The sequence below is a fragment of the Kocuria turfanensis genome (assembly GCF_001580365.1).
In the GTDB taxonomy this organism is placed as follows: domain Bacteria; phylum Actinomycetota; class Actinomycetes; order Actinomycetales; family Micrococcaceae; genus Kocuria; species Kocuria turfanensis.
In genome coordinates this window covers 3516153-3529633 of record NZ_CP014480.1, presented here as the reverse complement: position 1 = coordinate 3529633, position 13481 = coordinate 3516153, and the positions used below count along the sequence as shown (strand labels likewise).

Genomic DNA, 13481 nt, shown 5'->3' with positions numbered 1-13481 from the left:
CAACCCTTGGGGGGGACCGATGGATGCTGTCCTGTACGCAGGTCTGTTTTCCTTGCTCGTCATCTTCGTCGCCGTGGCGCTGTTCGCCATTGCGGCGTCCACGCTCTACCTGAACACCTATGCCTGGTGGGATCCGCACACTCAGCAACGGACGCTCTACGGCGGTCTGCGGGCCCAGGATGCCCACTCGTTCTCGCTGATCATGCCGTGCCGCCACGAGCAGGAGACGGTCATGCGGGCCACTCTCGGGGCTCTGCTCGGGCAGTCGCACCGGCAGCTCGAGGTCATCATCTCGGTGGGCCACGACGACCCGGACACGGTGGCCGTCGCCCAGCGCCTCGCCGCGGAGCACCCGGACCGGGTGCGCGTGAGCGTGGACGAGAACGTGCCCAAGAACAAGCCCCGGCAGCTCAACACGGCCCTGGCCATGTGCCGCAACGACATCGTGGGCGTGTTCGACGCCGAGTCCATCGCCGCCCCGGACCTGCTGCGCAACATCGACAGCTGCTTCGTGAACCGCAACGCGGACGTCGTCCAGGGCGCCGTCCAGCTGATGAACTTCAAGGACACCTGGTACTCCCTGCGCAACTGCCTGGAGTACTTCACCTGGTTCCGCTCCCGCCTGCACGCCCACGCCAGCCGGGGCTTCATCCCCCTCGGCGGCAACACCGTGTTCGTGCGCCGCGACCTGCTGCTGCAGGTCGGGGGCTGGGACGCCGGCTGCCTGGCCGAGGACTGCGACCTGGGGGTGCGGCTCTCCACCCTCGGACGGGAGATCGTGGTGGCCTACTCCCCGGAACTGGTCACCCGGGAGGAGACCCCGGACAGCCTCAAGGGCCTGGTGAAGCAGCGCACCCGCTGGTCCCTGGGATTCATGCAGGTGCTGGCCAAGGGCGACTGGAAGCGGCTGCCCACCCGCCGCCGCCGGTTCATGGCCTGGTGGACGCTGATGCAGCAGCACTTCATGGCCTTCGCCGGGGTGGTCATCCCCTTCGCGATCATCGCGGCGGTGTGGGGCGGGTTCCCGGTCGCCGTCACGCTGATCGCGTTCCTGCCCCTGATCCCCACCGTCGCCACCATCGCCTTCGACGTGTGCATGCTCCACGAGTTCGGCCGTGACCACCGGGTCAGGATCAGCGCCTACGACTACGTGCGGCTCGTGGTGGGCACGCCGTTCTACCAGATGGTGCTGGCCTTCGCCGCGGTCCGCGCCCTGGTGAAGTTCCACCGCGGAGACTTCCGCTGGGAGAAGACCGCCCACTCGGGCGCGCACCTGACCGACGTACACCTGGCCGGAAAGCTGGTGGCAGCATGAACACGATCACCGCACCTCTGCGGGCACCGAAGTCCCACGCCCCGACCGCAGGATCCTCGCCGGCCGAGCCCGAGCACCGCGGGTTCCTGCGCGGCATCCCTGAAGCTTGGTACGACCGGGTGATCCTCGCGGTCCTGGGAACGACCGCGGCCGTGCTGAGCGTGTGGAACGTGAACGGCGCGACCGGCTACCAGGACGACGAGGGCACCTACACCACCCAGGCATTCAGCGTGCTGGGGGGCGAGCTGGCCCCCTACGCCTACGGCTACGACCACCCGCCGCTGGGCTGGGTCATGCTCGGTGCCCTCGTCTGGATCCCGGACCTGCTGGGCCTCGGCGGCGGCACCGACATCGGTGCCGCCCGATATGCCATGGCCCCGTTCTTCGTGGCCACCGCGCTGCTGGTCTACCTGATCGCCCGGCGGCTGCGGATCCGCCGGCCCGTCGCCGCGCTGACCGTGCTCCTCCTGGTCCTCTCCCCGCTCTCCCTGACCATCGGCCGCCAGGTGTACCTGGACAACATCGGGACCCCCTGGCTGCTGCTGGCCTTCTACCTGGCCCTGTCCCACCGGGACGCCCTGTGGCACCACGTCGGCGCCGGCGCGTTCTTCGCCGTCGCCGTCCTGTCCAAGGAGACCCTGGCGATCTTCGGTCCCGCCCTGATGGTCGCCCTGCTCAACCGGCCCTCCTGGTCCAACCGGGCGTTCTCCCTCGTGGGCTTCCTGACCGTGGGGGGACTGGTGCTCGGCTTCTATCCGCTACTGGCCCTGCTGCGCGCCGAGCTGGTGTCCGGTCCGGACCACCTGTCCCTGCAGGACGGACTGGCGTACCAGTTCCTGAACCGCTCGGGCTCGGGCTCGGCCTGGGAGGCCGGTTCCGGTCGCGCCGAGCTGCTGGAGGGCTGGCTGTACTTCGACACGTACCTCATCACGGCCGGCATCATCGCCGCGCTGATCTGTCTGGCCCGGCGCAGGACGGTGTGGATCCCGGTCGCGATCGCCAGCTTCTCCGTGCCGGTGGTGATAGGCAACGGCTACCTGCCGGCCATGTACATCATCGGTGTGGTGCCGTTCCTGGCGCTGGCCGTCGGCGCCGGGCTCAACGCGCTGCTGGACGCGCTCGAGCAGCTCACCACGACGCTCCCGGCGGGCCGGCGCACAGCGTTCCGGCTCCTGGCCGCGGGAGGTGTCGCCGTCGTGCTGCTCCAGACGGCCGTTCCGCACTGGTGGTCCCAGGACAGGGACCTGCTCGGCCGGCAGGTCAACGGCGACTGGGCGTCCGCCCTGGAGTGGGTCGAGGAGAACGTCCCGCGCGACGAGACCGTCCTGGTGCCCTACTCCCTGTGGCAGGACCTGAACCCGGACGGCACGAGGAGCCCCTGGACCGTGGTGGCGACCGAGAAGGCCGATCTCGACCCCCAGTTCCTGCTCGAGCACCCGGAGGGCTGGACGGCGATCGACTGGGTCGTCCAGGGCCCGGACACGGACACGAACATCGAGATCCACGACCTCACCATGGCCGGCGAGGCCCTGGAGAACTCCGTGCCGGTGCAGACCTTCGGCGAGTGGAGCGTGCACCGCGTGCGGACCGGCTAGGCCCCGGAGCGGGCAGGAACCAGGGGTCCCGCCACCCGGGCGGGTACACTGGCCGGTGCCCTCGTCCTCCGGCACCTGTACCGCGCGCACGTGGTCCACCGTCCGGCTCCTCCGCCGCCCTCCCCGCGGCCTCCGTCCCCCTGCTGCGTGCCGAGCCCCTTCGCAATGTCCAGCCGCAACCGATGGGAGTGCTCCGTGCCTGCCGAGCACCAGCCGACACCACGGCCCACCGGCCAGGGACCGGTCGAGCCCGCCCACCGCGCCTCTCCGGCCGCGGGCCTGCCCCGGCCGATCATGACCCGCCGCGGTGTCCTGTCAACAGCGGCCCATCTGGGCGTCGGGGCGCTGCTGGCCGGCTGCGCGACGGACGGCGCAGATGCCACGGTGGACTTCGCGGCTGCCCGCGACGGCTCCGAACTGAGCGAGGTCTCCTTCGGATCGTGCATCTCCACCTACTCCGGGGACGGGGAGAACGTCAACATCGTCAAGGGCTCCGCCGCCGACTCCGCCGCCTGGCGCGCCACGCTGGGCGGGCTGGGTCCGCTGGTCTGGCGCATCCCGCTCGCCTGGCACGGCGGCAGCCCGGGATCGTCCGCCGGGGGCGCGCGCTCCTACGGTGACGCCGGCGACTACGTCTCGGCGATCAGGTCCATCGGCGGCACCCCCGTGGTGGTCGTCGGCGGCACCACCGGGGACAACGACATCCTCGCCGACGACGCCGCCGCGCTCGTCCGCTACTTCAACGACGACGGCGGGCGGCACGGCGGCCCCGTCGACCACTGGATCATCGGCAACGAGCCGGACAACGGAGGGGACGCGGCGTTCGGCATGGCCGCCTACATCCACGGCGGCAAGGGCGGCTCCGGGTTCAGCACCATCGTGGGCGCGATGCGCGCGGCCACGAGCCGGACGCTGGAGATCGCCGGCCCCTCGCTGGTCAGCTACGCCTCCTGGAACAAGGACCTCTACGACGCCTTCCTCGACGCCTGCGGCCACGACGTGGACGTCGTCGACTTCCACCTGTACGAGGGCGCGGACCTCCCCCGCTACTCGGACGCGGTCACGGGGCTCCAGCAGGCCGTCGCCTCCCGGCCCCACACGGCCGGACGGGTGGGGGTGCAGCTGGGTGAGTACAACTGGATGTGGCGCTACGAGGAGCCCCACCACGGAGCCGGCCAGTTCTACACCTCCCGGAACACCGTGGCCGGGGCCTGCACCATCGGCCGCCTCGTGGAGCAGGGCGGCCGGGCCTACCAGTACTCCGACAACAACGGGCCGCTCGGGCTGATCACCCCCGGCGGCGCGAACAACGGCGCGCCCGCCAGCCACCGGCTGCCGACCCCTGCCTACTACGGCCTCAAGATGTGGACCGGCGGCGACCTGTTCCGCCGGCCCACCGGGTCCATGGCCGCGTGCACCACTGCACTGCCGGAGGTGGAGCTGTTCGCCTCCACCGGGCAGAAGAACGTCGTCCTCGTCAACAAGTCGCTGAGCCGGGCCCACGACGTCGTGCTCGCCGTCCGCGGCGTCCCTGCCTCGGGGAGCTACGAGGTGTGGCAGACCGTGCGCGGTATGGACCCCTCCGACAGCGCAGGAGCCCAGTGGCAGGATCCCGTCCGGGTCGACTCCGGCTCCTACCGGAACGGGCGGATCGCGTTCCCGTCCCCCGCGACGACGGTCACGACGGTCCTGATCGACGGATGAGGGGAGCCGGTACGAGGTGCTCGGTCCCCACCCCGGCCCCGGAGCCCGCCTACCATGGGAGCACGCATCCGCCCCTACCGAGGAGCCCCATGGCCGTCACCGCCTCCACCACCGTCCCCGCCACTGTCGAGCAGGTCGTCGCGACCTTCGCCGACGAGGCCTTCGTCCGCCACGTGGCCGGCAAGGCCGGCGCCACCCTGGAGTCCTTCGAGCGCTTGGGCGAGACCACCGGGGCGTTCACCGTCACCACGGTCCGCGCCATGCCCGCGGACCGGTTGCCGGACGTCGCCCAGCGGTTCGTCGGGCCCGCCCTGCACGTGACTCAGACGGACGCCTACGAGGCCCCAGCCGCGGACGGCTCCCGCGTGGTGCGCAGCGACATCAAGGTCGCGTCCCTGCCGGTCTCGGGCAGCGCCCACCAGACCCTGCGCCCGCAGGGCGAGCAGACCGAGGTGCACGTGGACTGCACCGTGGAGGCGAACATCCCGTTCGTCGGCAAGCAGGTCGCCGCCGCCGCGGAGCCCTACGTCAGCAAGGCCCTGTCCCTGCAGTCCCGGGAGGCGGAGGCCTGGCTCGCGAGCCGCTGAGCCGTCGGCCTCGCTGAGCCACAGGCCTCGCTGAGCTACGGCGCCGGGCGGCCGGGAAGCGCGATCGTCATCATCGCATTCGTCTACACCGACGACCTCAGGGTGCTGTACCTGCTCCTGGCGCTCGTCCCGCTGGGGCTGTTCGCGTTCCTGGCCCAAAGGTTCCCGGAGTTCTTCATGGAGCACCACTGGGCCGCCTGGGTCGTCCTGCTGCCCATCGGCATCGTCACCTGGCTGTTCGTGCTCGAGGCTGGCATCCACGCCACCATCGCCGGGGTGCTGCTGGGCTTCGCGGTGCCGGTGAAGAAGGTCACCCCACGGGTGATCCGGCAGGAGGACCCCGAGCTGGGCCTTGCCCCGGCCCCGGAGCACCGCTTCCGGCCGCTGTCCAACGGCCTGGCCATTCCCGTGTTCGCGTTCTTCGCCGCCGGCGTGGCCGTGGGCGGGCTGGGCGGTGTGCTGGCGTCCCTGTCCGACCCCGTGGCGATCGGCATCGTCGTCGGCCTGGTGCTCGGCAAGCTGATCGGCATCTTCAGCGCGGCCTGGCTGATGGACCGCTTCACCCCGGCCGCGAAGGACGACGACTACACCTGGCTGGACCTCGGCGGCCTGGCCATGGTCGCCGGCATCGGCTTCACCGTCTCCGTCCTCGTGGCGGAGCTCAGCTTCGGCCTGCGCAGCCCGCACGACGAGCACGCCAAGGTCGGCATCCTGACCGGCTCGGCGATCGCCGCGGTGGTCGGGGGTCACTGCTGGCCGTGCGCAACACCCACTACAAGAGGCTGCGCCTGGAAGGTGGGGTCGTCGACAAGATGGACGCCCTCTCCTGATGTCTCAGGCACGAGGAGCGCGGCCCGACGGGCATGAGCCGCCCGCCGGAGGGTTCCGGCGGGCGGCTCGATGCTTCGGGGACCGGCCACCCCGGTCGGCCGTTGCCGAGCTCTGCGCTCCGTCCGAGGTCGGGTTCTGCCACGACCAGACTTGGGACCGTTCCTGGGTGGCCTCGAGTGCCCGTCCCCACACCCGGCTACAGGCACTCCGTGCTCTTGCCTGCTGGCTCGAGATGTCTCCACCGGATGAACAAAATGTAAAGACTTCGACATCTTGCGCACCCCTCGCCGGGGCCGCCGATCTGCCGAGCTGCTGCCAGAAGACCATCCCTCCCCACCACTGCCCGCCGGACAGGGGCGGAGCCTTCGCCTTCAGCCCGGCAGAGCCTGCAACACAGCGTCATGGAGCATTTTCACCAGATCCGCTCCTGTGGGCTTTTCAACCGACAAGCGGCAACGACTCGTCCCCACTTGTGGTGGATCGTTCCGCGCAGTTGCATCGTGCGGCGCAACCAGACCTCCGCAGCACCAGCTTTTTGCTTTAGACAACGCATGCAGAGTCACAGTCACAGCGGATTGTGAACTGCAGATGTCCGTCTACCGCCCCTCCGCGCCCATCTGTCAACCTGTGCCCACGGGCCCGCCCGAAGGGGACGAACCAGCCGATCCGCCGGGGGACGGATCCGGTGCGGTTCATCGGGGCCTCCCTTGATCCGACCACTCTGCTCCGTCCTGACCCACCGCCGCGCCCGTTGGATCGCCGCACTCCGCTGTGCACATCGTTCCCGGACGATGCCGACCCCTGTTGCTCACCCGTCTCACGATTGGATCCACCATGCGTGCACCGCTCACCGGCGCAGCCGGCTCTCCCGGCTCCCATCTCTGGAAACCGCCGGTGGAGCGTTGCGACGTCGTGCTCCGCGCCGGCCGTCCGCTCCTGCGCCGGCTGTTCGGCATCCGCTGCCGAACCGACCGGGCCGGCCGGTCCCGCCACCGGGCCACCACCGTGGCCGGGCCGTCCTGGAGCTCGGCGGCCTGCCGACGGTGACAGGAGACCGGCCACCGGCCCAGGTGGTGCGGCACCGGCGCTGTGGGTGTTCGGGGCCGCCTCGGATCTCGGCGGCCAGCTCTTCGGCCCGGCCTCTGTCTCCGGCGCTCGGCCACCTCTCCGCCAAGCATCCCGTCGTCTGCACGTCCTTCAGCACCTCGTAGGGGAAACCGATGCATGCTCTCTTGTTCTCCGCACTGATCATCTTCATCGCCCTGGCGCTGTTCACGATCGCTGCGTCCACGCTGTACCTCAACACCTACGCCTGGTGGGATCCCAAGACTCAGGAGCGCACCTTCTACGGCGGCGTGCTGGCCGAGGAGCAGTACTCCTTCTCCTTGATCATGCCGTGCCGCCACGAGCACGAGATGGTCATGCGGGCAACTCTCGGAGCTCTGCTGGACCAGAGTCACCGGCAGGTGGAGATCATCATCTCCGTCGGCCACGACGACCCGGACACGGTGGCCGTCGCCCAGCGCCTCGCCGCGGAGCACCCGGACCGGGTGCGCGTGAGCGTGGACGACAACGTGCCCAAGAACAAGCCGCGGCAGCTCAACACAGCCCTGGCCATGTGCCGCAACGACATCGTCGGGGTGTTCGACGCCGAGTCCATCGCGGCCCCGGAGCTGTTGCGCAACATCGACAGCTGCTTCGTGGGCCGCAACGCGGACGTCGTCCAGGGCGCCGTCCAGCTCATCAACTTCAAGGACACCTGGTACTCCCTGCGCAACTGCATGGAGTACTTCACCTGGTTCCGCTCCCGCCTGCACGCCCACGCCAGCCGGGGCTTCATCCCGCTCGGCGGCAACACCGTGTTCATCAAGCGGCACCTCCTCAACGAGGTCGGCGGGTGGGACCCCGGGTGCCTGGCGGAGGACTGCGACCTCGGGGTGCGGCTGTCGACCCTGGGGCGGGAGATCGTCGTCGCCTACTCCCCGCACCTGGTCACCCGGGAGGAGACCCCCGACTCGATCCGGAACCTGGTCCGGCAGCGCACCCGCTGGTCCCTGGGGTTCATGCAGGTGCTGGCCAAGGGCGACTGGAAGCAGCTGCCCACCCGCCGGCGGCGGGCGCTGGCCTGGTGGACACTCATGCAGCAGCACTTCATGGCGTTCGCCGGCGTGGTCATTCCGATCGCCATCATCGCGGCGGTGTGGGGTGACTTCCCGCTGGCCGTCACGCTGTTCGCCTTCCTGCCGCTGATCCCCACCGTGGCCACCATGGCCCTGGACGTCTGCATGCTGCACGAGTTCGGCCGCGACCACCACTTCGAGGTCAGCGCCTACGACTACGTGCGGCTCGTGGTCAGCACGCCCTTCTACCAGATGGTGCTGGCCTTCGCCGCCGTCCGCGCACTGGTCAAGTTCCGTCTCGGGGACTTCCGCTGGGAGAAGACCTCCCACTCGGGGGCGCACCTGGACTACGTGCAGCAGGCCGGAAAGCTGGCACAGGCATGAACGCCGTCATCGCGCCCGAAGAGGCACTCCCGGCGCGGAGATCCCAGACCTCTCCTCGTGGAAGCAGGAACGTCCCCCAGCAGTGGGGCGGATTGCTGCGCAACCGGACGAGCGAGTGGCACGACCGGGTGGCCCTGGCGGTGCTGGGGACGGCCGCAGCGGTGCTGAGCGTCTGGAACCTCAACACAGCCCCCGCATACCGCGACGACGAAGGAACCTACACCGCCCAGGTCTTCAGCGTCTACGAGGGCACCTTGGCCCCCTACACCTACGGGTACGAGGATCCGCCCCTGGGCTGGATGCAGCTGGGAGCCCTGGCCTGGCTGCCGAACGTCCTGGGTCTCGGCGACGGCACCTACATCGGCGCCACCCGTTACGCCATCGCCCCGTTCTTCGTGGCCACCGCGCTGCTGGTCTACCTGGTCGCGCGCCGGCTGGGCGTCCGCGTGCCCTTCGCGGCGCTGGCCGTGGCCTTCTTCGTCCTCTCCCCACTCTCACTGGTGTTCGGACGCCAGGTCTACCTGGACAACGTCGGCATGCCCTGGCTGCTGCTGGGCTTCTGGATGGCGTTGTCCCCCCGCACCGCCCTCTGGCACCACATCGGTGCCGGGGTCTTCTTCGCCGTCGCGGTGCTGTCCAACGAGACCCTGGTCCTCTTCGGACCGGCGCTGGTGGTGGCCCTGCTCAACCGGCCGGCCTGGGCCAACCGCGTCTTCTCCGTCGTGGGATTCGTAGTGGTGGGCGGGATCGCGATCATCTTCTACCCGCTCATGGCGTTGTTGCGCGGCGAGCTGCTGACCGGACCCGGTCACGTGTCCCTGCAGGACGCGCTGGTGTACCAGTTCGTGACCCGCTCGGGATCCGGCTCGCTGTGGGAAGCAGGGTCCGACCGGGCCGAGCTCGTGAACGGCTGGTTGTACTACGACCAGTTCTTCATCGCGGCCGGTCTGACAGCCGGCCTGCTCTGTCTGCTCCAGCGCGGGACGGTCTGGATCCCGGTCGCCGTGGCGTCCTTCGTCGCACCGGTGGCGATCGGTGCGGGGTACCTGCCCCCCATGTTCATCATCGGTGTCCTTCCCTTCCTGGCCCTGGCCATCGGCGTGGGGTTCGACACCCTGTGGAGCTGGTGGAAGGCCTACACGCCCACGCTCGGCACTAAGGAGCGGGCATGGACCAACGGCTACGCCGTGGCGTGCGCAGTACTGGGCGTCGTCGTGGTGTCGAGCCTCCAGTGGTTCGGACCGGGCCGGGCCCAGCTGACACAGGAAGCCAATGCGGAGTGGGCCACGGCGCTGGCATGGGTCCAGGACAACGTGCCCGAGGACGACACCATCCTGGTGCCCTACGTCATGTGGCAGGACCTCAGCTCCCACGGCAGGGAGGACCCCTGGACCGTGGTCCCCACCGAGAAGGCCGATCTGGACCCCGAGTTCCTGAGCGAACATCCGGAGGGCGCGGCCGCGATCGACTGGGTGGTCGTGGGCCCGAACACGGACGAGACCATCGAGAGCCTCGGCCTGACCATTGCCGGCCAGGCCCTGGACAACTCCGAGACCGTGCAGACCATCGGTAGCTGGAGCGTGCACCGCGTCCAGCGCGAATAGGTCCGGCAACCAGAGCCAGGAAGTGCTCACCCGCTCGGCAGCGGCGGCAACATCAGAGGGGAAGACCACCATGGAACTGTCTGTCATCGTGCCCACCTACAACGAGGCACCGAACGTCGCCGAACTCGTCCGCCGGGCCGAAGCGGCCTGCACGGGGATCAACGCGGAGATCGTGTTCGTGGACGACTCCCGGGACCACACCCCAGACGTCATCCGGGAGACGGCGTCCCGCAGTGCCGTCCCGGTGCGCCTGATCCACCGCGACGTCCCGGTGGGTGGCCTGGGCGGCGCGGTGATCGAAGGCGTCCGCTCCAGCAGGGCCGTGTACTGCCTGGTCATGGACGGGGATCTCCAGCACCCGCCGGAACTGATCCCTGCGATCCTGGCGCGCCTGCGCGACGCCGCCGCCGATGTGGTCGTCGCCTCGAGATACTGCGGCAACGGGGGCAGCGCCGGCGGACTGGCCAACGGGGTGCGGAGGCTCGTCTCCTCCAGCTCCACCCTGGTGAGCCGGAGCCTCTTCCCCGTCCGGCTGAAGGACTGCAGCGACCCCATGACCGGCTTCTTCGGCTTCCGGCGTTCGGCCGTCGAGGTCGAGCGGCTCAAGCCCACGGGCTTCAAGATCCTGCTGGAGATGCTCGCCCGGCACCGGCTCCGGGTGGCCGAGGTGCCCTTCGTCTTCGGTGAGCGATTCGCCGGTGAGTCGAAGGCGTCGTTCAAGGAGGGCGTGCGCTTCATCCGTCAGCTGGCCGGTCTGCGTTTCGGCCGAATCGCCAGTTTCGGTGTGGTGGGCGGCCTCGGGGCGGTGCTCAACCTCCTCATCATGGGCGTGCTCATCATGCTGGGGGTCCACTACGTCCTCGCGGCCGTGATCGCGGCGGAAACCACCATCCTGACCAACTTCCTGATGCAGGAGCGCATGGTCTTCCAGGCGGACCGGGCCACCGCCCATCCGCTGCGTCGCCGGTTCCTGCAGTCCTTCAGCTTCAACAACGTCGACGCGGCAGCACGCCTCCCGCTGCTCTGGGTACTGGTGGAGTTCGCGGGGGTGGGGAGTCTGACCGCACAGGCCGGGACCCTCGTGGCCGCTTTCCTGCTCCGGTACCTCTACCACTCGCGAGTGGTGTACGGTACGGCGCCCCCGGCCACGGTGGTCGGCGCCGATGCCGTCCAACGGCCGGTGACCGGACTGATCGGCGTCTTCAGGCGCCAGCCGGTAGGCCTGCCTCCGGCCTAGGGCCCGCTGCCGCCCGCGCCGGTCCGCCTCCGGCGCAGGACGTCCTGCGGGGAGAACCCCCGCCAGGAGCGCACCTGACCTCTGATACAGCAAGCCGGAAAGCTGGTCCCCGAGCATGAACCCCACCCTGGCGCCCACGAAGGCACCGTCGGAACGGCCCACGTCCCCCGCACGGCGTATCCGATCCGCGCCGACGTCCCGATCGGCTCCTGCACGGGGAGGCAGCGCCGGGCAGGGTCCGTCCTGGTTCCTGCACGGCCGTTCCGAGCAGTGGTACGACCGGGTGGCGCTCGTCGCCCTGGGGATCACCGCGGTGGTGCTGGGCGTGTGGAACCTCAACGGCGCGGCCATCTACATGGACGACGAGGGAACCTACACCGCCCAGGCGTTCAGCGTGCTCGAGGGCCGTCTCGCTCCGTACACCTACCGGTACGACCATCCGCCCGTGGGCTGGATCCAGCTGGGAGCCCTGGCGTGGATCCCGCAGCTGCTGGGTGTCGGTGACGGCACCGTGATCGGCGCCACCCGGTATGCCATGGTCCCCTTCTTCGTGGCCACCGCGCTGCTGATCTACCTGATCGCCCGCCGGCTGGAGCTCCGTCGCCCGTTTGCGGTGCTGGCCGTGGTCCTGTTCGTCCTCTCCCCGCTCTCGCTGGTCTACGGTCGTCAGATCTTCCTGGACAACATCGGGGTGCCGTGGCTGCTGCTGGCCTTCTGGATGGTGATGTCCCCCCGGGCAGCCCTGTGGCACCACATCTGGGCCGGTGCCTTCTTCGCCGTCGCCGTGCTGTCCAAGGAAACGCTGGCCGTCTTCGGACCGGCGTTGCTGGTCGCCCTGCTGAACAGGCCCACGTGGTCCAACCGGGCCTTCTCCGTCATGGGATTCCTGGTGGTGGGCGGTACGGTCCTCAACTTCTATCCGCTCATGGCCATCCTCTCGGGCGAGCTGTGGTCCCGTTCGGATCACGTGTCCTTGCAGGACGCCTTCGTGTTCCAGTTCCTGAGCCGAGCAGGATCCGGATCCCTGTGGGACCCGGCTTCCGTTCGTGCCGAGCGGCTGCAGAGCTGGCTGTACTACGACCAGTACCTCATCACCGCCGGTGTGGTGGCGGGAATCGTGTGCCTGCTGCAGCGCCGGACGGTCTGGATCCCGGTGGCCCTTGCGACCTTCGCCGTCCCCGTGGTCGTCGGTCAGGGTTACCTCCCCGGCATGTACATCATCGGGGCGCTGCCCTTCCTGGCCCTGGCCGTCGGCGCCGGGCTCGAGACGCTGTGGGAGCGGTTGGAGAAGTACACGGCGACACTTGCCGCGCAGGGGCAGGTCTGGGCTCGGAGAGCGGGCGTGGCGTGCATCGTCGTCGGGCTCCTGCCGGTGGCACATACGCAGTGGTTCGAGCAGGACCGGCGCCTGCTCACCCGGCAGGTCAACACCGACTGGGCCTCCGCGCTGGAGTGGGTCCAGGGCAACGTCCCGAAGGAGGACACCGTTCTGGTGCCCTACGTCATGTGGCAGGACCTGATCGCCACCGACGGCAGGAACGACCCGTGGTCCGTGGTGGCCACCGAGAAGGCGGACCTGGATCCCCAGTTCCTGGTCGAGCACCCGGGCGGCTGGAAAGAGATCGAGTGGGTCGTCGTGGGACCCTCCACGGACGAGACCATCGACGGCCTCGACCTCGGCACGGTCCGCCAAGCCCTGGACCACTCCGTGCCGGTGCACACCGTCGGCGAGTGGAGCGTGCACCACGTCCAACGGGACTGAGGGCAGGGGCCCGGAGGACCGGCGCTACGACGACGGACAGACGGTGCGGGCGTCGGCTCCCCGCCGGACGAGCGCTGCACGGCCGGACCCGTCGCCCTGTCGTGGAAGCGAATTTCGAGACCTTTGTCCATTGCTTCCCCGAAGTGCTGCCATCCACACTGTGGCAGGGGCTCCTGATCGATCCGCAATCGGTCTGCTGCCCCCGGTGCGCCCCCACGCCCCGTCACCTCAGAGGAACCCCCCATGCTCGGACGACCGTCCTTTCCCCGGCCACGGGCGAGAGTCGCCTCGGCCGCAGTGCTTGCTGTTGCGCTCGGCCTCGCCGTTCTCCCAGCGGAGGCG

At 69.6% G+C, this 13481-nt stretch carries 9 protein-coding genes; all 9 read left to right on the top strand.

All coding sequences use genetic code 11. The features are described 5' to 3' along the window. Nucleotides 1–19: 19 nt before the first annotated feature. The 9 genes from AYX06_RS16125 (at nucleotide 20) to AYX06_RS16085 (ending at nucleotide 13139) form a co-directional block, all read left to right on the top strand. Nucleotides 20–1315, top strand: coding sequence for a glycosyltransferase (locus AYX06_RS16125; protein WP_062736635.1), 1296 nt, complete (start codon nucleotides 20–22; stop codon nucleotides 1313–1315). Continuing rightward, complete coding sequence (locus AYX06_RS16120) at nucleotides 1312–2910, top strand: glycosyltransferase family 39 protein (RefSeq protein ID WP_062736634.1); 1599 nt, start codon at nucleotides 1312–1314, stop codon at nucleotides 2908–2910. The genes AYX06_RS16125 and AYX06_RS16120 overlap by 4 nt, the downstream gene beginning before the upstream one ends. Before the next feature lie 195 nt (nucleotides 2911–3105). Beyond that, complete coding sequence (locus tag AYX06_RS16115; RefSeq protein WP_147017410.1) at nucleotides 3106–4614, top strand: hypothetical protein; 1509 nt, start codon at nucleotides 3106–3108, stop codon at nucleotides 4612–4614. An 89-nt stretch (nucleotides 4615–4703) separates the two neighbouring features. Further along, a complete protein-coding gene (locus AYX06_RS16110; RefSeq protein WP_062736632.1) occupies nucleotides 4704–5201 on the top strand; it encodes a DUF2505 domain-containing protein in 498 nt (165 codons plus the stop codon). 102 nt (nucleotides 5202–5303) lie between these two features. Beyond that, entirely contained in the window at nucleotides 5304–6068 is a 765-nt protein-coding gene (locus AYX06_RS16105) for a Na+/H+ antiporter NhaA (RefSeq protein ID WP_062736631.1), read from the top strand. Between the two features lie 1184 nt (nucleotides 6069–7252). Further along, a complete protein-coding gene (locus tag AYX06_RS16100; RefSeq protein WP_062736630.1) occupies nucleotides 7253–8536 on the top strand; it encodes a glycosyltransferase in 1284 nt (427 codons plus the stop codon). Next, complete coding sequence (locus AYX06_RS16095) at nucleotides 8533–10140, top strand: ArnT family glycosyltransferase (protein ID WP_147017408.1); 1608 nt, start codon at nucleotides 8533–8535, stop codon at nucleotides 10138–10140. Before AYX06_RS16100 ends, AYX06_RS16095 begins: the two co-directional genes overlap by 4 nt. Before the next feature lie 70 nt (nucleotides 10141–10210). Then, complete coding sequence (locus AYX06_RS16090; RefSeq protein WP_084271682.1) at nucleotides 10211–11377, top strand: glycosyltransferase; 1167 nt, start codon at nucleotides 10211–10213, stop codon at nucleotides 11375–11377. A 283-nt stretch (nucleotides 11378–11660) separates the two neighbouring features. Then, nucleotides 11661–13139 carry a glycosyltransferase family 39 protein gene (locus AYX06_RS16085; protein ID WP_062736628.1) on the top strand — a complete coding sequence of 493 codons (1479 nt, stop codon included), beginning with the start codon at nucleotides 11661–11663 and terminating at the stop codon, nucleotides 13137–13139. Nucleotides 13140–13481: the final 342 nt, after the last annotated feature.

Bases quoted from the DNA above. Each gene is read 5' to 3' on its own strand.
- AYX06_RS16095 (WP_147017408.1), top strand. From the start codon at position 8,533: ATGAACGCCGTCATCGCGCCCGAAGAGGCACTCCCGGCGCGGAGATCC.
- AYX06_RS16120 (WP_062736634.1), top strand. From the start codon at position 1,312: ATGAACACGATCACCGCACCTCTGCGGGCACCGAAGTCCCACGCCCCG.
- AYX06_RS16125 (WP_062736635.1), top strand. From the start codon at position 20: ATGGATGCTGTCCTGTACGCAGGTCTGTTTTCCTTGCTCGTCATCTTC.
- AYX06_RS16110 (WP_062736632.1), top strand. From the start codon at position 4,704: ATGGCCGTCACCGCCTCCACCACCGTCCCCGCCACTGTCGAGCAGGTC.
- AYX06_RS16090 (WP_084271682.1), top strand. From the start codon at position 10,211: ATGGAACTGTCTGTCATCGTGCCCACCTACAACGAGGCACCGAACGTC.
- AYX06_RS16100 (WP_062736630.1), top strand. From the start codon at position 7,253: ATGCATGCTCTCTTGTTCTCCGCACTGATCATCTTCATCGCCCTGGCG.